The organism is Candidatus Nitrospira bockiana (assembly GCF_965152565.1).
Map to the genome: position 1 here is coordinate 2,028,541 of NZ_OZ224215.1, position 20,102 is coordinate 2,048,642.

General features: G+C 62.4%; 13 protein-coding genes. All 13 read left to right on the forward strand.

Annotated elements, in window-relative coordinates:
* Positions 1–304: 304 nt before the first annotated feature.
* The gene (locus tag ACWHYV_RS09950; RefSeq protein ID WP_447980483.1) at positions 305–1,459 is read left to right on the forward strand and encodes a Clp1/GlmU family protein; all 1,155 of its coding nucleotides are present in this window, start codon (positions 305–307) and stop codon (positions 1,457–1,459) included.
* A 165-nt stretch (positions 1,460–1,624) separates the two neighbouring features.
* The gene (locus ACWHYV_RS09955) at positions 1,625–2,098 is read left to right on the forward strand and encodes a CBS domain-containing protein (protein WP_447980484.1); all 474 of its coding nucleotides are present in this window, start codon (positions 1,625–1,627) and stop codon (positions 2,096–2,098) included.
* Positions 2,099–2,188: 90 nt separating this feature from the next.
* The gene (locus ACWHYV_RS09960; RefSeq protein WP_447980485.1) at positions 2,189–2,512 is read left to right on the forward strand and encodes a hypothetical protein; all 324 of its coding nucleotides are present in this window, start codon (positions 2,189–2,191) and stop codon (positions 2,510–2,512) included.
* Between the two features lie 477 nt (positions 2,513–2,989).
* Entirely contained in the window at positions 2,990–3,481 is a 492-nt protein-coding gene (locus tag ACWHYV_RS09965) for an Hsp20/alpha crystallin family protein (RefSeq protein WP_447980486.1), read from the forward strand.
* A 417-nt stretch (positions 3,482–3,898) separates the two neighbouring features.
* Positions 3,899–5,971, forward strand: coding sequence for an ATP-binding protein (locus ACWHYV_RS09970; RefSeq protein ID WP_447980487.1), 2,073 nt, complete (start codon positions 3,899–3,901; stop codon positions 5,969–5,971).
* 56 nt (positions 5,972–6,027) lie between these two features.
* Positions 6,028–7,509 (forward strand): sigma-54-dependent transcriptional regulator, encoded by a 1,482-nt coding sequence (locus tag ACWHYV_RS09975; RefSeq protein WP_447980488.1) that lies wholly within the window; start codon positions 6,028–6,030, stop codon positions 7,507–7,509.
* Between the two features lie 474 nt (positions 7,510–7,983).
* A complete protein-coding gene (locus ACWHYV_RS09980; protein WP_447980489.1) occupies positions 7,984–11,421 on the forward strand; it encodes a molybdopterin-dependent oxidoreductase in 3,438 nt (1,145 codons plus the stop codon).
* Between the two features lie 114 nt (positions 11,422–11,535).
* Positions 11,536–12,825, forward strand: coding sequence for a 4Fe-4S dicluster domain-containing protein (locus ACWHYV_RS09985; protein WP_447980490.1), 1,290 nt, complete (start codon positions 11,536–11,538; stop codon positions 12,823–12,825).
* Positions 12,826–13,385: 560 nt separating this feature from the next.
* Positions 13,386–14,648: an MEDS domain-containing protein gene (locus ACWHYV_RS09990; RefSeq protein ID WP_447980491.1), complete on the forward strand. Its 1,263-nt coding sequence runs from the start codon at positions 13,386–13,388 to the stop codon at positions 14,646–14,648.
* The gene (locus tag ACWHYV_RS09995) at positions 14,539–15,594 is read left to right on the forward strand and encodes an ATP-binding response regulator (protein WP_447980492.1); all 1,056 of its coding nucleotides are present in this window, start codon (positions 14,539–14,541) and stop codon (positions 15,592–15,594) included. The genes ACWHYV_RS09990 and ACWHYV_RS09995 overlap by 110 nt, the downstream gene beginning before the upstream one ends.
* Before the next feature lie 212 nt (positions 15,595–15,806).
* Positions 15,807–16,115, forward strand: coding sequence for a hypothetical protein (locus ACWHYV_RS10000; RefSeq protein WP_447980493.1), 309 nt, complete (start codon positions 15,807–15,809; stop codon positions 16,113–16,115).
* Between the two features lie 197 nt (positions 16,116–16,312).
* A complete protein-coding gene (locus ACWHYV_RS10005) occupies positions 16,313–18,025 on the forward strand; it encodes an MEDS domain-containing protein (RefSeq protein WP_447980494.1) in 1,713 nt (570 codons plus the stop codon).
* Positions 18,026–18,345: 320 nt separating this feature from the next.
* Positions 18,346–20,097: a sensor histidine kinase gene (locus tag ACWHYV_RS10010; RefSeq protein WP_447980495.1), complete on the forward strand. Its 1,752-nt coding sequence runs from the start codon at positions 18,346–18,348 to the stop codon at positions 20,095–20,097.
* Positions 20,098–20,102: the final 5 nt, after the last annotated feature.

Below are 20,102 nucleotides of genomic sequence, written 5' to 3' on the forward strand. Positions count from 1 at the left end.
CGGGTGTACCCGGCGGAAGACCTTCCGCTTCCGTAGCGGACGGCAACACGATCAGCAGGCAGACCAGACACCAGAACAGCCACCGTACTCGCATGACCATAGTCTGCTGAGTCGATCCAGGCACTTGTAGTCGTCCATGCGCTTCTTTCCTGTAGTCTCTTTCTCTCCGGGTTGTAGTCGGCTGTCTCGAGAAGGCGGGTATCCGAAACCGGTACGTGTCCGATACGGCCTTCTTCCACCGCTGAGAGACGATCGGATGCCCCTCTGATTTCGGGGCTGGTGAAGACGTCGTAGGAGGGTCCTGATGGAGGAGATCACGCCGATCTCCGAGCGTGCGAGACGGCTTCCCGAGCTTGGAGCCATGAGAGCCTTCGCGCGATCTTCTCGGCAGGAGCCGTGGCGCTTTTTCCATCAGGCTGAATCGGCTACCATCGAGATCAGGCGAGCAGCGATCGCTTGCTGGGGAACGCAGTCCAACCATCGAGAGCGGGCAGGCTGCAATGTGTTGAATCAGACCGAGGGCCGTCCCGAAGATGCGGCCACTGCCGCATTTGAACGGGTGATCAGTGCCATTGTCGAGTCCCCGGGCATTGTGTGCGTCCTTGGAGGGCCCGACAGTGGCAAGACCACGTGGGTCAGGAACGCCGCACGGTCTCTGAGCCGGCAAGGCTGCCTTCCGTTGGCTCTTCTCGATGCCGATATTGGACAGGCCAGTCTGGGTCCTCCGGCTGCGGTCGCGCTTCGGCTGCTTGTCGAGCATGGTGACAACCGATGGGGTGACGAGGATCTCCGATATGACGCCTTGTCGTTCATCGGATCGGTGTCCCCGATGGGGCATGCCCTGCAGATGGTCGCTGCGACGAAACGGCTGGCGGACCGTGCGCAACGAGCGGGAGCGGCGGCCGTCCTCGTCGATACGACCGGCCTCGTCACCCCGGGTTTTGGATTTCAGATCAAGCTGCGCAAGATCGAATTGATGGCGCCGAGCCATCTGGTCGCCTTCCAGCGCGATGCGGAGCTGGAACCCCTCTTGTCGGTCGTTGGTATGCGAGCCGGCGTTCAGGTCCATCGCCTGAAGATTGCAGAAAGGGTCCGACGGCGCTCGGGCGCGGAACGTTCCGCCTATAGGGCGCGTCGGGTTGCCGCCTATTTCGCAGGCAGCCGCACGCTCTCGCTGTCGGCGGCCGATGTCCTGATCGTCGCCTCGCCCGTACGACGGCCACCGCTCGACGGCTGCGGCGCCGATCTCATCCCGGCCCTGGCCCTACGAGGCGAGGATGTTGTCGGACTCCTCGCGGGCCTCAACAACGCTGATGATCACACGCTCGGGCTCGGCTGGCTTGAAGGAGTGAGCGAGGACGGCGGTATCGTGTATGTCCGGACCCCGGTTCCGGATGCATCGGGCGTCCGAATCCTTCAACTCGGAAGCCTCCGTCTTGATGTGCCGGCGCGGTCATGAGGGAAGCCCCTGCCCGTTTGGGTGCTGCTCTCCGAAGCGAGCACCGGTCCGATTCGAGGAATCGCATTTGCACACCTGCGCTAGCTCTAGGCGCCATCGACCATTTGACCCACGGCTCGAGCGTAAGACAATACAGGCAACGCGACTGGTGGGAAGGAGGTACGTATGAAAGTTCGAGAGGTCATGACGACAAGTCCCACGTGCTGCGTCCCGACGGACACGGCGTCAAAGGCGGCCCGGATCATGAAGGATCTCGACACGGGGATCGTGCCCATCATCGAAGACGAGCAGAATCGGAAGCTGATCGGAGTGGTCACGGATCGTGATCTCTGCCTGGAGGTGGTGGCGGGAGCACGGGATCCGCTGACGGTGCAGGTGAGAGAGTGCATGACGAGTGCGTTAGTCTGTTGTACACCGGAGGACGACGTACAGAAGGCCGTAGACTTGATGCGAGACAATCAGGTGCGCCGCATCCCGGTGGTCGACCAGGCCGGCGTCATTCAAGGGATCGTGTCGATGGCCGATATCACGCAGCGGTCGGAAGTTCCCCCGTCCAAGACCTATGAGACGCTCAAAACGGTCAGCGAGGCGACCCAAGAGGCGAGCAAGCCCCGGGCTCAGATGAGAAAGACCGCGTAAGCCAGGGCTCCATCAGGCGTCCTCAAAAAGGGAGGACCCGCAGGTCTTGTGGCGGTATCCCCTAGAGTTGCCCCACGATCAGGAGTGGTTATGATACGAACCCGAGCTACGGTAGGACGCCTCGCCGGTCCAGCGGTGGTTTTCGTCGCGCTTCTGGCGTTCCCGGGCGTCCTTCCCGCGCAGACGATCGATTCGCGCGATACGCGAACCTTCCGGGATGAGCGCGGGCAAGACACGCGAGCAAGACCCGGCCCGATCCCACCACATGCCGCCGAGCTGATGAAGCGCATTCAGAAGGACGCGGCGGCCGAGAAAGGTGAGTCGGATGAGTCGGGTGCGCGCCAGGAGCGCCGTGATGAAACGAACCCTGCACCCGGAGAGCCCAAGCGCCCGACGGACGAGCCGCAGCGCTAGGCCACAGGACGGTAAAGTCAAAGCCACGCCCGTGCGGTGGGCACCGAGGACGGGTGACCCGCTCGGCCGCCGGGCGCGGCGTCTTGGGGTGCCATTGTTCAGCCGCAACGGGGCTCGATCCCTGTCATGAATGGAAGGCCAGGTGTCGTCCGGCTGATACGCGCGTCAGCGCGTTGCCGATAGTGGACCCGGTCGAGGTGTTTTAAATGGGCCGTGGTCACGCCATCTCGGCCCGCGGCGGCACACCCGGGTGCGTTCCCTCGGCGAGCATCTCCGCAGCGAGGCGATCACACGATGTTGTCCGGTATCAACGACGACAGCAGAGAAAGGGGGGACACCATGGCTGAAGTCAATGTCAAAAAAGGTCAGGGACCAACGAACAGGCAGAGCGAGTCGGGAGAAGAGAGTCGATCACTCGCGAGCCAAAGTGGGCAGACCGGGCTGAGCTCACGAGGGTGGACGCCTTCGTTTTTTTCGATGACGCCGCGCGACTTCTTCTCGGCGAGCCCATTTGAGCTGATGCGCCGGTTCTCCGAAGAGATGGACCGGATCTTCGAAGGGGTCTCGCCGCGGTGGACAGGGTCCTCGGCCGGACAGGGTGTGTGGGCGCCGCCGATCGAGGTCATGGAGCAGGACGGCAACTACAAGGTCTGTGCGGAGCTGCCGGGCCTGCGGAGCCAGGATGTGAAGGTCGAGTTGACCCCGGACGGTCTGGTCATCAGCGGGGAGCGCAAGCGGGAGCAGGAGGAGCGTCGAGAAGGCATCTATCGCTCCGAGCGCTCCTACGGGACGTTCTATCGACTGATTCCCATCCCGGAAGAAGCTGACGTCGACCAGGCAAAAGCGCAGTTCGAGAACGGCGTCCTGACGGTGACGGTCCCGATTCCCGAATCGAAGCGCCGTCGGCGCGAAATTCCGATCGAGACCGGCAAATCCCAGGAACAGGCCGGCACCAGCCGAGCGGCCTGACTGCGACGGGCCCGATGTGAGCGAGACGCTCACACGGGCCCTGGAAGGCCTTTTTCCCGTTCCCCCCGGCGGTCGTCCTCTGCTGCTCCTTCCCTGAGAAAGGGCTGCACGTACTCAGCGGGCCGCCCATGGCTGGGTCCCCATTCCTGGGCCAAGACTGTATAAGAAGGCTGGTTGCCGGGGCGAGGATGGGCCGGCCCCCCGCCGGAGGAGGCGAGCGGTTCGCCCCTCGATTGCCTCGCCGGGTCGAGCTGTAGGAACCTGGACATCCCGATGGAAGTGGTTATGGATAGGGACTATCATAGGGACTATGAGAAGGCGCAGTCGGTTCATTCGCTTGTCAATTTACGCTTGTCAGTTTTGTTAGAATGATGGGACCGCTTACCATCGCTATGAGGTATCCGTGAGGGTCTCGTCATGTCCCTATCAGGTTGGTGGGGACGCCGGACCATTCATCAGAAGGTCTTCGCGATCCTCATCTTGATGCTCCTGCCCGTTTCCCTCGCTCTCCTCGTTCATATAGAGGTCATCGAACAACTGCGGATTGTCCAGTACAGACACCAGCAGACCATCCTCGCCCGTGACGGCGTGCGAGAGCTTCGGCGGTTGGCCGTCGATCTCGAAGATTCGTTCCGCGATTATCTGCTCACCCGAGACGCCTCGGCCCTTTCAGAAACGGCGAACGACGAGCGCGAGGTATCGCAGATCGAGGCGCCGCTCCTGAGCCTCATCAGCGACCAGCCCGTCCTCGAACGCGAAGTGCGAACAGCCGGTGAACAGCTCAAGGCATTCCTGGCATCGAAACGGGACCTGATCGGTAGAATTGAAGCGGGCGACTCTGTGGCGGTCAGCCGCGATGTCTCGTCGCCGGAAGGCCTCCTGCTGTCCAAGTCCATTCGCGCACGGCTGCGCGGCCTCGAAGATCGACTGGATGCCGAGCTGGCGAACGTGGCGAGGATAGAAGGCGACCTTGCCGAACAAGCCTTCCGGGGCCTTGTGGCGGTCGTGCTGGCCGCCGTGGGCTTGGGAGGAGTCGGGGCGGTCCTCCTCAGTCGATCCGTCATTCAGCGCATCAGAGCGCTTCAAGCTGCCGTCGGGCGTTTCGCGGAAACGGGGAACGAGCGGGACCTGCACATCACGACCGGCGAGCCCCCCGATGAAATCGCCTGCTTGATTCGTACCGTCCGCGCCATGGGACAGCGCATCGGTCAGCACATCCGTGAGTTGGAAACCTTGAGCGCGATCGGTCACGACATCAATACGCTCAGCCGGGACGGGCTCGAGGGGGTCTTGCGGCGCATCACCGACCACGCCGTGGATCTGTTGGGAGCCGATCTGTGCCTCGTCATGCTGCGGAACGAGCAGATGGGTTGCTGGATCATCGAAGCGGCATCAGGGGAATGGAATGAGCGGCTCCACAAGAGCGTGATGCTGTGGGAAGAGTTCCCTATTTCCGCCCAAGCCTTCGAGACCCAACAGCCCGCGATCGGCATGAACTTGCGCCGAGATGCACGCCCGGAGACCAAACGGAGAAACGTCATCGGGGACAGCATGCTCGCGGTTCCGTTGCTGTCTCGGACAGGCCCCTTCGGAGTCTTGGCCCTGCTTGTCGAGCACTGTGTACCTGCCGAAATGTGGAACATCGAGTTGGCGAAGGGACTGGCCGAAGAGGCGGCGATCGCGATCGCCAACGCCAGGCTCTACGAGGAGGTTCAACGGCAGGGGAAAGGCGCAGAGAACCACATCGGCGAGCTACGCGCCGTTGCCGAGACGATGGCGCACGATTTGAAAGCCCCCGGCGAGCGGATCGAAGGCCTTGCGAGGCTGATCCTGGAGGATACGGAGACACGATTGAGCGAGGCCGCCATGCGGTGGTTGACCTTGATCGAGGAGAATGGGGCGGACCTTCGACGGCGGATCCAACAGGTGTTGGCGATCGCGCGCGTGGGGGCGAACTCGACCGCCGTCGAAGTCGTGGATCCGGGGGCTGTGCTTCATGACCTGCTGGAAGCACGGTCTACGGAGCTTGCGGCGCACCGGGTCCGGGTCGAGCTCGAACCCGACATGCCCCTGCTCGCCTGCCATGCCGCGTATCTCAGGCAGGTCTTCGACAATCTGATCGGCAATGCGCTCGCCGCCGTCCGGGGCCGGGACGATCCCGTGATCTCGATCGGGTGGAATCGACGGAGCGAGTACGTCTCTTTCGCGGTCGCCGATAACGGGCCCGGGATTCCTCAGGAGGACCGCGCGCGTGTGTTCGACCCGTTCGTGCGCCTGCATGCGGGCGAGACGCCGGGCAGTGGGATCGGCCTGACGATCGTCAAGCGTATCGTGGAGCTGTACGGGGGGCGGATTTGGATCGAGACCTCCAGCATGGGAGGCTGTGCGGTCCTCTTCACCATGCCGGTGTGGGCGGATCTGCGCACGGGCTCGTCTCAGCCGAAGGGCGAGAGTGCGGAACCGCTGCTCTGGTCCTACGGTACTCACTGAGGGGCGATGGGGCTGTCGGGTTCGGCGACGAGGCCATGACGAGGGGAGGAGGAAACATGAGCGCAACAGGGGCCACAGCCACCTCGGCCACCTCGACTCGCCATCCTTTTACGATCCTGATCGTCGAGGACGATGCGTCCGATACCGAATTGATCTTGAAGGCGGTCGAACGGGCGGACCTCAGGGCCATTGACGGAGAGATCCGCCTGGAGCTGAGGGCGACGGCCGAAGGCGCGTTACAGTTGCTCGCCGAACGGACCGTCGACGTCGTCCTGTCCGACCTGATCTTGCCGGGAATGAGTGGATTGGATCTCGTCACGCGCATTCAGCAGATCGATCGGGACCTTCCGGTCCTCATCGTGACGCGGGTGAACGATGTTCCGGCTGCCGTCGAAGCGATGCGCCGCGGCGCGTTCGATTACTTGGTCAAGCCGGTCCACGCGCTCGACCTCGGCATGCGGCTCCATCGTGCCGTTCGAATCTCCGAGATCGTCCGGCGGAATGCCGCCTACCAGCGCATCATCCAGCGGGAGTTGGCTCACGGTACGCTGATCGGGAGCAGCGCGGCCTTCCGGGAGGTCATGCGCTGCGTTCATGAAGTGGCACAAGGGCGGGCGAGCGTCCTTCTCACCGGAGAGACGGGAACCGGAAAGGGGTTGATCGCCCGGGCGATCCACGAGTACAGCGAGGATCGGGACCGGCCGTTTCAGGTGATCGACTGTACGACGGTGCCGGAGACGATGGTGGAGAGCGAGTTGTTCGGGCATGTCCGGGGCGCGTTCACAGGGGCGGTCCTCGACAAGCCGGGCCTGATCGAGCTGGCTAATGGAGGGACGATCTTTCTGGACGAAATTTCCGACCTCCCGCTGAGCATGCAAGGCAAGCTGCTCCGAGTTCTCGAAGACAGCGAAATCCGGCCGGTTGGAGGAGTGCGGACCAAACGGGTGAACGTCCGAGTCATCGCGGCGTCCAATCAAGACCTCCAAGAACGCATGCGTGTCGGCACGTTTCGGAAGGACCTGTATTTTCGGCTCGCGACGGTGGAGATCAAAGTGCCGCCGCTTCGAGAGCGGCCCGACGACATTCCGGTCATCGCGCGGCACTTGCTCAGCCGGTTCGCACGCGAGATGAGAAAGCCGGAGTGCTTTTTGGACTCAGATGCCATGAGCCTATTGATGACCTATCGCTGGCCGGGTAACGTGCGCGAGCTGCGGAACCTCATCGAACGGACGGTGATGTTTGCCAAGGAGGCCTGCATCACCGGATCGGACGTCCGGCACATGCTGCCGGTTCCGTCGACCACGCGGGCTATGATCCAGGTGGCCGGATCACTGGAAGAGCCTTACATCCAGGCGAAGAGAAAGGTGGTGGCCGACTTCACGCGGGCTTACCTCCAGGCGAAGCTGGCCATCCACAACGGGGTGATGGCGAAGGCGGCCGACGGCAGCGGGATTCCCCGGCAGTACTTCTCACTCCTCATGAAGCGGTTCCTCTCGACGGCGAACGGGCGGGACGAGAGGACTGACACGTTCTCGTAACGTGGTGTTCGTCCTCTCCCGCCCCTGCTCGTGTTTGCTCCCAGTTCGGTTCCATCCCGCTGCGGCTCCTCGACGGTTGCTACCTTCCCGTTACCTGAGCGGGTCTCAGGGCCGTCATCCCTATCGCTGTCCGCCGTTCCGGATGGGCCCCGCTCATAATTTTCTATTCCTGCTCTAACAGCTTGAAAAGGCGTCGGCTTCTGTTCACGTTCCGCGTCGGCCGTCATAGTTTTCTATTCCGCCGACGCCCGGGGACGACGGCCTTCTGTCTCAGGCCCATCCATTTTGGTTGGCGGATCAACGGCCTTTGCTATGGATGCCTTGCCACCTGAGTTTCGCGGGATCATGGCAACCATTTTGCGGAAAGGCCGGCAGGAACCGGAGGGAACATGCAGGAAGGGAGGTGAGAAGAAGTCGCGAAGAGAGGGTGCAGTGTGGTCTGCCAAAGGAGGTACTGCTCAAGGAGGTTGATCAATGTTCCTATCACGTCGTCAGTTTCTTAAAGTTTCAGCCGGGACGGTCGCGGCGGCCGCCATCGCCGACAAGGCGCTGGCGCTGACGGCGCTGCAGCCGGTCATCGAGGTGGGCAATCCCCTCGGCGACTACCCGGACCGCTCCTGGGAGCGGGTCTATCACGATCAGTATCGGTACGACTCCTCGTTCACCTGGTGCTGCTCCCCGAACGACACGCACGGCTGCCGCGTCCGCGCGTTCGTGCGCAACGGCGTCGTCATGCGCGTGGAGCAGAACTACGATCACCAGACGTACGAGGACCTGTACGGCAACCGCGGGACGTTCGGGCACAACCCGCGGATGTGCTTGAAGGGGTACACGTTCCATCGCCGGGTGTACGGGCCGTATCGGTTGAAGGGGCCGTTGATGCGCCGGGGGTGGAAGGAGTGGATGGACGCGGGGTCACCCGAGCTCACCCCGGAGGCGAAGCGGAAGTACAAATTCGACAGCCGGTACCTGGACGACATGATCCGGGTGTCGTGGGACACGGCGTTCACCTACGTCGCGAAGGCGGTCGTGTTGATTGCGACCAAGTACAGCGGCGAGGCGGGCGCGCGGCGGTTGCGCGAGCAGGGGTATCCGCCGGAGATGATCGAGATGATGAAGGGCGCGGGGACGCGCTGCTTCAAGCATCGCGCGGGCATGCCGGTGCTCGGCATCGTCGGGAAGATGATGAACACGCGGTTCAACGGCGGGGTGCTGCCGCTGGTGGACAGCTGGATCCGGAAAGTGGGGCCGGAGCAGGCGCAGGGCGGCCGGTACTGGACGAACTACACCTGGCACGGCGACCAGGACCCGTCGCAGCCGTGGTGGAACGGCACCCAGAACTGCGACATGGACCTGGTGGACATGCGCTTCAGCAAGTTGAACACGAGCTGGGGCAAGAACTTCGTCGAGAACAAGATGCCGGAGGCCCACTGGAAGCTCGAGTCGATCGAGCGGGGCGCCCGGATCGTCGTGATCACGCCGGAGTACAACCCGACCGCCACCCGGGCCGACTACTGGATTCCCATCCGACCCGAATCGGATGCGGCGCTCTTCCTCACGGCCTGTAAGATCATCCTCGACGAGAACCTGCAGGATATCGACTTCATCAAGGGCTACACGGACATGCCGCTCTTGGTCCGCACGGACACGCTGCAGTACCTGGATCCGCGGGACGTCGTGAAGGACTACCAGTTCCCGGATTTCTCCAAGAGCTATTCCGGGATGGTGCAGTCCTTGAAGCCCGAGCAGATCCAGCGGTTGGGCGGCATGATGGTCTGGGACCTCAACAAGAACCAGGCGGTCCCCCTGCATCGTGAGATGGTCGGCTGGCACTACTTCAACAGCGGGATCGACGCGGCGTTGACCGGCACGTATCGGGTCAAGCTGCTGAACGGCCGCGAAGTGGACGTGATGCCGATCTACCAGATGTACCTGGTGCACTTGCAGGACTACGACCTGGACACCGGCCACCAGATCACCCGGTCGCCGAAGGATCTGTTGGTCCGGTGGGCGCGGGACAGCGGCACGATCAAGCCGGCGCAGATCAATAACGGCGAAGGCGTCTGCCACTATTTCCACATGACGGAAAACGGGCGGGCCGCAGCGTTGGTGCTGATGCTCACCGGCAACATTGGCAAGTTCGGATCGGGCTGCCACACCTGGTCGGGAAACTACAAGGCGGGCGGCTGGACGGCCACGCCGTGGTCGGGCGCGGGCCTGGCGGTGCACACCGGCGAGGATCCGTTCAACCTGACCCTGGACCCCAACGCCCACGGCAAGGAGATCAAGACCAAGTCGTACTACTACGGCGAGGACGTGGGCTTCTGGAACCACGGCGACACGGCGTTGATCGTGAACACGCCCAAGTACGGGCGCAAGGTGTTCACGGGCAAGACGCACATGCCGTCGCCGAGCAAGTTCCGCTGGGTGACCAACGTGAACGTGCTCAACAACTCCAAGCACCACTACGACATGGTGAAGAACGTCGATCCCAATATCGAGTGCATCGTCACGCAGGATATTGAGATGACGTCCGACGTGAACCATGCGGACGTGGCGTTTGCGTGCAACAGCTGGATGGAGTTCACCTATCCGGAGATGACCATGACGGTGTCGAACCCGTGGGTGCAGATCTGGAAGGGCGGCATCCGGCCGCTGTACGACACGCGGAACGATGCAGACACGTTCGCCGGCGTCGCGGCCAAGCTGACCGAGATGACGGGCGACGCCAGGATGAAGGGGGTCTTCCACTTCGTCTACCTCAATCGCGTGGACGTGTATGCCCAGCGCTTGCTGGACGCCTCGAGTACCTATTACGGGTACAACGTCGATACGATGCTGAAGTCGGAGAAGGGCTGGATGGTCATGACCCGGACCTATCCGCGCGAGCCGCTCTGGGAAGAGATCAACGAGAGCAAGCCGCAGTGGACGCGGTCGGGCCGGCTGGAGAGCTATCGGATCGAGCCGGAGGCCATCGAGTACGGCGAGAACTTCGTGGTCCATCGCGAAGGGCCGGAAGCCACGCCGTACCTGCCGAACGCGATCTTCTCGACGAACCCGTACATCCGGCCGGACGACTACGGGATTCCGATCACGGCGCAGCACCACGACGACAAGCACGTGCGGAACCTGAAGCTGCCGTGGCAGGAGATCAAGCGGCAGAGCAACCCGTTGTGGGAGAAGGGGTATCAGTTCTACTGCGTGACCCCGAAGACCCGGCACCGGGTGCACAGCCAGTGGTCGGTGAACGACTGGGTGCAGATCTACGAGAGCAACTTCGGCGATCCGTACCGGATGGACAAGCGGACGCCGGGGGTGGGCGAGCACCAGTTGCACATCAACCCGCAGGCGGCGAAGGACCGGGGCATCAACGACGGCGACTACGTGTTCGTGGACGGCAACCCGGTGGACCGGCCGTACCGCGGCTGGAAGCCGAGTGATCCGTACTACAAGGTGGCGCGGTTGATGATCCGGGCGAAGTACAACCCGGCGTATCCGTACCACGTGACGATGGCGAAGCACGCGCCGTACGTCTCCACGGCGAAGTCGGTGAAGGGGCACGAGACGCGGCCCGATGGGCGCGCGATCGCGATCGATACCGGATACCAGAGCAACTTCCGGTACGGCGCGCAGCAGTCGTTCACGCGCTCCTGGCTGATGCCGATGCACATGACCGACAGCTTGCCGGGCAAGCACGCGATCGCCTGGAAGTTCAAGTGGGGCTTCCAGATCGACCACCACGGGGTCAACACGGTGCCGAAGGAGTGTCTGATCCGCATCACGAAGGCGGAGGACGGCGGCATCGGCGCCCGCGGCCCCTGGGAGCCGGTCCGGACCGGGTTCACCCCGGGCCAGGAGAACGAGTTCATGCTCAAGTGGCTCAAGGGGGAACACATCAAGATCAAGGTGTAAGGACGTTGAGTCCGTTGAGTCCGTTAGTCGGTTCAGTCCGTGAGGACCGACCGACCGACGATCTCGCGGACCAAACAGACCAAACGGACCAAACGGTCCTAACGGAGGACTCACATGCCGGAAGTCTATAACTGGCAACTGGGGCGGAAGATGCTCTATCCCTACGAGGAGCGGCATCCGAAGTGGCAGTTTGCCTTCGTGTTCAACATCAATCGGTGTCTGGCGTGCCAGACCTGCTCGATGGCGGACAAGTCGACGTGGCTGTTCAGCAAAGGGCAAGAGTACATGTGGTGGAACAACGTGGAGACCAAGCCGTACGGCGGGTACCCGCAGTTCTACGACGTGAAGATCACGCAGCTGATCGAGCAGGTGAACCCCGGGGGGCAGGTGTGGAACGTGCGCGTCGGGCGCAAGCACCATGCGCCGTACGGGGTGTTCGAAGGGATGACGATCTTCGACGCGGGGGCCAAGATCGGCCAGGCGGCGATCGGCTACATCCCGACGGACCAGGAGTGGCGGTTCGTGAACATCTACGAGGACACGGCGACGTCGATGCGCGCGATCGTCGAAGGCATCGACAAGACCGGGTTCAGCCGGGATGAGCCGTGGCGGCTGCAGGGCAGCAGCCTGCCGGAGCACGAGACGTTCTTCTTCTACCTGCAGCGGATCTGCAACCACTGCACGTACCCGGGGTGTCTGGCGGCCTGTCCGCGCAAGGCCATCTACAAGCGGCCGGAGGACGGGATCGTGCTGATCGACCAGAACCGGTGCCGGGGGTACAAGAAGTGCGTGGAGCAGTGCCCGTACAAGAAGCCGATGTACCGGGGCACGACGCGGGTGAGCGAGAAGTGCATCGCCTGCTACCCGCGGATCGAGGGGAAGGACCCGCTGACGGGCGGCGAGCCGATGGAGACGCGCTGTATGGCGGCGTGCGTGGGGAAGATCCGCATGCAGAGCCTGGTGCGCATCGGCGAGGACGGCCTGTGGGCGGAGGACCGGTGGCACCCGCTCTACTTCACGATTCGGGTGGAGCAGGTGGCGCTGCCCCTGTACCCGCAGTGGGGGACGGAGCCCAACGGCTTCTACATCCCGCCGCGGTGGAGCCCGCGGGGCTACGCCCGGCAGATGTTCGGGCCGGGGGTGGACAACGCGATCGAGAAGTACCTGGTGCCGAGCCGGGAGCTGTTGGCGGTGCTGCAGCTGTGGCGCGCGAGTCAGCAGATCGTCTTCCGGTACGACGTCATTCCGGGCCCGAAGGTGTTTGAGACCCAGATCCACGGGAAGCGCTTTGAGATGTACAACGACACCGTGCTGGGGTTCAACAAGTCGGGCAAGGAGGTGGCGCGCATCCAGGTGGAAGAGCCGATCTACATCAGACCGGCGGAACGGGTCAATTGGCTCTAGCGGTGTTCTCCCGGCGCAGAGCTCAGCAGCGCGCCGGGCTTCGCACGCTTGGGCCGGCCAAGCCGAACGCGTGAACCTCAGGCGAGAGGGGAGAGACGCCCTCTCGGGCGTCTCTCCGTGCTCCGTGGACCGCCCCATGGAATGCGCGCGCTGCCACAGTGAAATGGTCCGCGATGTGTTCGAAGATCTGTCGGATGACACTGGCCGGTTGTGCTTCGTCGGCTGGCGGTGCTTGATCTGCGGGAGGTGCTGGACGCGACCATCCTCCGTAACCGTGCGACCCATCCGGACCCCGCCATCCCTCGCACACGCCGACGGTTTGCCTCCTCCGTCTAAAGCTTCCGCTCGTTCTCGACCTGACACGGCGGGTTCCACCCTGATGCGAGCGCCTGAGCGCACCTGACAGGTCCTCGAGAAGATCCTTGTGCCGTACCGACCTGGAGGGTCAAAGAGGGGGCTCGGCTGATCCTAATATACGTGGAGCACTGTAAGGCGTCCGCTTATTCGCCGGTTCCTTCGGCAATGCTACGCTCCGCATTTTTCCTTGTCCGGAGGTTGCAATGGACGGTGAGCGGTACGCCGCGATCGGCAAGGTGGAGCAGGGAGAGCACCTCTGCTCGCTCTACCATTCAACGGAAGAAATGCTGAATCAGGTCGTTCCGTATCTCTGCGCGGGATTGGCCAACGCCGAGCGATGCATCTATGTCGCGGACGAGCACACGCGCGACACCATCGCGTCTGCTCTGAGGCGGTCGGGCGTCGACGTCGATCGGGTGACGGGGACCGGCCAACTGATGTTCTGGACCCGCCGGGAGTATCGCCAACCCGGTGACTTCGACTTGACGACCATGCGGGACTTCATTCAACGCACGTTGGCCGAGGCCCTCGTCGACCGCTGCACGGGCGTCCGCCTGGCCGTGGAAATGACCTGGACCCTCAATTGTGGGATCGGGCAAGAGGACCTCGTTCGATGGGAAGACGTCATCAATTCCCTCTCCTTCCCCGGCAGCAGCATCTCCTTTCTCTGCCAGTACAATGCCGGGGCCTTCTCGCAAGCGCTTGCCGGCATGGCCGTTGAAGTCCACCCCGTCGTCGTCGTGAAGGACCAGGTTCACCGCAACATCTATTATCGCCCGGCCGATCAGGTCCTCGATCACCGAAGCTCCAGGGTTGGTTTGGACTCCCTGCTGCGGCGCCTCGAGCAGGGCAGACACGCCTTTCCCATCGATACTCGGGTCTTAGACCTCTTGCCGGTCGCCGTCTGCATCTGCGAAGCCCCGAGCGGCCGAATCCGGTACTACAACGACCAGGCCGTGAAGCTGTGGAGCCGAGAGCCGGCCTGGTACGACACCGACCGGCGCTTTTGCGGCGCCTATCGACTGTATATCGACGGGAAGGCGATTCCCATGGAGACCTGCCCCATGGCGGTGTGCGTCCGGGAAGCGAAATCGTTCCGGAACGTCATGGCGGAGTTCGAGCGGCCCGACGGGCTACGCATCGACGTATTGGTGAACATTGCTCCGATCCGGGACCAGCAGGGCCGGCTGATCGGCGCGATCAACGTGTTTCAGGACATTACCGAGCAGCGGCGAGCGGAAAAAGAGATCCACAACCTCTCAACCAAATTGTTCGAGCGCCAGGAGCGGCTCCGGGCCTTGGCGACGGAGCTGACGCTCGCGGAACAACGGGGAGCGCCGCCGCCTGTCGACGGAGTTGCACGATTACCTGGCGCAACTGCTCGCCCTCGGCCGCCTCAAGCTGGGCCAGGTCCGCCAAGGCGTGGAGAGCCCCAAAGCCGTCGTGCGCGTCAACGAGCTGGATGAGCTCCTGAACCAGTGCCTCACGTACACGCAGAGCCTCGTGGCGGAGTTGAGCCCATCGATGCTGCAGGGATTCGGGCTCCCCATGGGACTGAGATGGCTTGCGGAGCAGATGCAACGGCATGACCTGCACGTCGACGTGCAGATGGAGCAGGAGGACCTGCCGCTCCCCGAGGAACAGGCCGTACTGTTGTTTCAATCCGTCCGCGAGCTGCTGATGAACGTCATCAAACACGCCAAGACCGCTCGTGCGGTCGTCTCCTTGGCCGCGACGCCCGACGGCGCTGTTCGTCTGACGGTCCAAGACGACGGGTGTGGATTCGAGTCCGCCGCCAGTGAACAAGGGAGCCGCGATTCGAGCCAGTTCGGGCTCTTCAGCATTCGCGAGCGAATGGAAGCGCTCGGCGGGTGGTTGGAGCTCGTCTCTGCGCCGGGCAGGGGCACCCAAGCGACGCTCGTCCTTCCATCCGTCCTGGCCGTCAGCCCTCGACTCACCGTGGAGCCACCGGCTCTCGTGCCGGCAGGGACGGCGCCGATGCCCCATCGGGACGGTCCCGGCCCGGTGCAGGTGCTCTTGGTCGACGACCATACCCTCTTCAGGCAAGGGCTTCGGAGCCTGCTCGAAACCCAACTTCAGGGAAAGGTCATCGGCGAGGCCAGCGACGGTCAAGAAGCCGTTCTCTTGGCCCGCACGCTGAAGCCGGACGTGGTCCTCATGGACATCAATATGCCGAAGATGGACGGAATCGAGGCGACACGCCGCATCAAACAGGAGCAACCGGGCATCATCGTCATCGGGCTCTCCTTCCATAATTCCGGGACCGTCGAAGAAACAATGCGTGCGGCCGGGGCCGCGGCGTTCATCTCGAAAGACGCGGCGGCGGAGCAGCTCTGCCGGACGATCGAGGCCGTCGTGCGTGGCTCGGGGGCCTCGAGCAACCCGGCGTGACATGAACCGCCTCGCGTCGGCGTGACCGACCAGCGCGTTCGATCGGTGGCACTGTTGCTCTAAGATCGAGCTCTTCCGCCGCGGCCCTCGAACACGGCTGCCCTCCGGGGCTCTCCTAACACTTCCCTGGCGCAAGCGCTGTAAGCGGGGCGCCGATTGCTCTCGTGAGGGATCTCGCGCACGATGAGTCGCAACGTGGCCGAAGGTGTGCCGTGCGACTGGTGTCTATTTCTGGGCTGCTCTTTTCTCTAGGCGTGATCCTGTCTCTCGGCGTGATCCTGGCAGCCTCCACGGTGGGTGCCGATCAGGTCATCGTCGGGACCGTCGAGATGGTCGACCCAAGCATTCAGCGCATCACCATCAAGTTGGAATCCGGACAGGTCGAAGGGTTCTCCGTGACGAACCCGTACCTGCTGACCCGGCTCCAGAAAAATGATCGGGTCAGGGTGGAAGTCGGTAGCGACGGCATGGCGAACCAGATCACCAAGGTCTCTTCGACCGAAGACAAGCCTGAGAGGTGAGAGCAGTAGGCGTTCCGATAGAAGGCGCCGGTCTTGCCTGCGTCCCGGTCCAGCTCTTGCTGCGGGACTGCAACTCCCTTCCTCTGGCGCAGAGCCTTCAAGGCGCCGTTGCGTGTCCACTTTACTGAGCCTCTGGCGTGTGCTAGCGTCAGTGCTCCCTGTGTCCGTTTCCACCCTTATCTCCAAAAGGACGGTCCATGCCTCACCTCGATCTGCCCGCTCACACTGATTCCGGCATCGGCGAGCTTGGCGCGATTCCATGGGGCAGCCACCTCTGCCACCTGTACAGCGGGGACGATGACTTGGCGAACGTCATCGTCCCCTTTCTACGCGCCGGGCTGCTGAACAACGAGCAGTGCATCTGGGTCGCCGGCGACGGGGTGACCCACGTTCGACTGCTGAGCGCGTTCGCCCGAGCGATTTCCGGCGTCGAAAGGTATCAAGAGAGCGGTCAATTGGAGATCGTTCCGTACACGGACGTGTATCTGCGGGATGGCTGTTTCGACCAAGCCTCCGTGCTGACGCGTTGGGTGGAGAGAAGCCGGCAGGCTCTCGATCGGGGCTATGCGGGCTTACGCGTGACCGGCGATCCGTTCTGGCTCAAGACCGAGCAAGAGTGGACGGACTTCCTTCAGTATGAAGAGGCGGTGGAAAGAGCGATCGGCTCACACCGTATCGTCGCCCTGTGTACCTATGGGTTGCGACAGTGCGGCCCCAAGGAGCTCTTCGGGATTGCCAAGACTCATTCCGCGAGCTTCATGCGGACGTTGCACGGGGCGGTCGTGGCTGCTCTCGTCCAGGAGGCCGATGACGCGCTTCGCTTACACACTCGGATTCTCGAGCAGTCCTCGGACGGCGTCTGTCTGGTCCGGGCGCGTGACGGCGTCATTCTGCAGACGAATCAGAAATTCGACAGCATGTTCGGCTATCCGGCGGGAGATCGGATAGGACAACCGGTGACGGTGTTGAACGCGGAGAGTTCGGAGGACACCGCCCAGGCCATCATCCGGAAGCTCCACGTCGACGGTGTCTGGAAAGGAGAGATACTCCACCGCCGGCGCGACGGTGCGACATTTTGGTCGGAAGCAACCGTGTCTAGGTTTCATCATGCCCGATACGGCGAGGTGTGGGTGTCGGTCCACGCGGACGTCACGGAACGAAAGCAGACCGAGCAGCGGTTGGCTCGGTATGCGAGGCAGCTCGAGATTCTCTCCGAGACAAGCCGTCTCATCAACAGCCAGCGAGACATTCACGAGATCATGCGGACGCTGGTCAGCTCCGCGATGCAGGTCGTGGAGGCGACGGCCGGCATGTATGGTCTCTTGGAGAACGGCGAGCTTGTGTACCATGAGTACCACCGGGAAGAAGAGGTGGTCCCGATCAACTATACCTTCTGTCGAGGCTATGGGGTCCCGGGGTGGGTCCTCGAGCACCGGGCGCTGTACGTCTGCAACGATGCAGAACAGGATCCGCATGTCATCCCCGAGATTCACCGGCAGTTGCAATTCTATAATTTTGTGAACGTGCCCATCCTCGATCGCCGCGGTGAATTGCTCGGGTCGTTTGAGATCCTCGATAAGAAGGACCGGCAACCGTTCGATGCCGGAGATCTCTCGGTCCTGGAGGGGCTCGCGGCCAGCGCCGCGGTGGCCCTCGAGAACGCACGGTTGTTCGAGGACCGACAACGCGCAGAGGCCGTCCTCGAAAAGACGAACCGGGAACTGGAGGATCGCGTGGGAGCCCGAACCAGGGAGCTGAGGGCCGCCAATAGCTTGCTCGAAGAGAAGGTGCGAGAGCTCGAGGCGTTTCATGATGTCGTCGTCGATCGTGAGCTCAAGATGATCGAATTGGAGCGGGAAATCGAACGGCTGCGCAAGGAGAGAGAGAAGGCCCCGCCCTCGGTGCACTGATGCAGCCATCCCGCACCGCTCGTTCATGTCAGCGTCCCGCTTCTATCACGTCCGAGTGATTCCCGCTCTACTCGCTGCACTCCCACCCATTCCGTTTCATCCATCCTGCGGTCCTGCGAGCACCTGTCGATCCGTGTCCAGATCGCGCGCGGGAAGGGACGTTGTAGGGAAGGGTGGGGAATCGCTCTCCGGATGTGCACGTAATAGATCGTATGATGGTCCTTTTCTTGGCCTTCGGGTAGAGTTCATGCCGCATGCGATTACAGAGCATCCCCAGCCTACTCGGGGTATCAGACGGGGCGGAGGCCTACGAGCGACTCTTGTGGGGAGTCCTGTCCCTCGTCGTCGTGGTGGCATTGCTAGCGGTATTGGCATTGGTCTGGCTCAGGGGGGTGTTGGTCGACAAGGGGGGCCAGTCCTTGGCCTTCTTAGCCCAGGCAAGCGCACAGAAATTAGACCGGCTCCTGTTTGAGCGGCAGGCGGATCTAAAGATCCTGTCTCGCTCGCTTGAACCGTGGTTCGATGATCCTGCTCGGCTCAACTCATACATGAGGTTGGTGAAGAAGGAGTACGGGACGTATGAATGGATCGGCGTGCTGGACCGCAACGGACGAATTATCGTCGGCACAAACGACGAATGGGACGGACAGGACCGTTCGGGTCAAGCCTGGTTCACCATGGGGGCGCACCAGAAAGAAGTGCTCGTCTTGGCCCCCGCGTCCTATCCAGAAACCCGGGGGCAAGACGCGATCGCTTTTATCGCGCCTTTGGGTGGGAAGGAACCCCGCGGAGTCCTTGTCGCATTCGTGACCCTCTCTCTGCTGGCCGACGCCGCCTTTCAGAAGACAGCCTTTACAGGGCCCTTTCAGCCAACCACGGACGTGCAATATCGTATTCTGGACCGCGACGGCACGATCCTCTTCGACTCTCTTGTGAACGACCACTTCAGTGAACAGGGTCGAGCGAAGTTGCCGGACCCGCTGCTCCCCAAGGGATATACGGTGGAAAGGGACGAGAATGGCCGTGAAATGGTGGGGGGATATGCAAGAACGCAGGAAGGCACGCTGGTTCCCGGAGTGGCGTGGGTGATCTCTGCCCGGTTGCCGAAGGAAGAGATCCTGGCCCCACTCCTCGTGGTGGCTCGGCTGATCGGTGTTGCATCGGTGAGTCTTATCTTGCCGCTGGTCATTCTTTTGGTCTGGAGTCTGAGGCGCTTGGCCAAGGGGGCCGTCAAGCTTCACGCCAGCGAGGAGCAATTGCGCCAAGCCCATAGCGAGCTGGAGCGCCGCGTAGAGGAACGGACCAAAGAAGTGCGCGACAAGCAACAGCAACTCATCCAGACCGCGAAACTGGCCAGTCTTGGTGAACTGGCAGCGGGCGTCGCCCATGAGCTGAATAATCCCTTGAATAACATCTTGCTGTTTGTCGGAAATGCCATTGATAAGGTCAAGGTCGGGATGGCGGGGCGGGCACTAGCCGGACCGTTAACCGGTGATTTGAAGGCGGCAACCGAGCAGATAGATCGGGCGGCAGCGATCATTCAGCAACTGCGTCGGTTCGCACGGCTGTCCGGTACCACGTTCGAGGCGATCCACATCAACGAGGTGGTGCATTCTTCCGTCCTGCTGTTGGGACAACAACTTCGCCTCAAGAATGTCGAGTTAGAAGTGCGGCTTTGTCCCAGAGACCCGATCGTTCACGGGAATCGGGTTCAGTTGGAACAGGTACTAATCAATCTGTTGTCCAATGCCAGTGATGCGGTGGAGCAGGCTGTCGTCAAGCGGATCACCATTGAAAGCGGCTGTCACAACGACGAGCATCGTATCAGGGTGGCCGATACAGGGGGTGGGATCAGAAAGGAGGATCTCCCGCGGATCTTTGACCCCTTCTTTACGACCAAGGAGGTGGGAGTAGGGACAGGGCTCGGACTCTCGATCGTGTATGGGATCCTAAAGGATCACGGGGGACGAATTACGGTCAGTACTGAGCCCGGTAAGGGGTCAACCTTTGAAGTTCATTTGCCGCTCCGTCAGCCGATTGAATTGAGCAAAGACCCGGTGGCCCACAACTAGGCCTT

Excerpts from the sequence above, each read along its gene's own strand:
- ACWHYV_RS09950 (WP_447980483.1), top strand. The coding sequence starts at position 305 with ATGGAGGAGATCACGCCGATCTCCGAGCGTGCGAGACGGCTTCCCGAG.
- ACWHYV_RS09955 (WP_447980484.1), top strand. The coding sequence starts at position 1,625 with ATGAAAGTTCGAGAGGTCATGACGACAAGTCCCACGTGCTGCGTCCCG.
- ACWHYV_RS09960 (WP_447980485.1), top strand. The coding sequence starts at position 2,189 with ATGATACGAACCCGAGCTACGGTAGGACGCCTCGCCGGTCCAGCGGTG.
- ACWHYV_RS09965 (WP_447980486.1), top strand. The coding sequence starts at position 2,990 with ATGACGCCGCGCGACTTCTTCTCGGCGAGCCCATTTGAGCTGATGCGC.
- ACWHYV_RS09970 (WP_447980487.1), top strand. The coding sequence starts at position 3,899 with ATGTCCCTATCAGGTTGGTGGGGACGCCGGACCATTCATCAGAAGGTC.
- ACWHYV_RS09975 (WP_447980488.1), top strand. The coding sequence starts at position 6,028 with ATGAGCGCAACAGGGGCCACAGCCACCTCGGCCACCTCGACTCGCCAT.
- ACWHYV_RS09980 (WP_447980489.1), top strand. The coding sequence starts at position 7,984 with ATGTTCCTATCACGTCGTCAGTTTCTTAAAGTTTCAGCCGGGACGGTC.
- ACWHYV_RS09985 (WP_447980490.1), top strand. The coding sequence starts at position 11,536 with ATGCCGGAAGTCTATAACTGGCAACTGGGGCGGAAGATGCTCTATCCC.
- ACWHYV_RS09990 (WP_447980491.1), top strand. The coding sequence starts at position 13,386 with ATGGACGGTGAGCGGTACGCCGCGATCGGCAAGGTGGAGCAGGGAGAG.
- ACWHYV_RS10005 (WP_447980494.1), top strand. The coding sequence starts at position 16,313 with ATGCCTCACCTCGATCTGCCCGCTCACACTGATTCCGGCATCGGCGAG.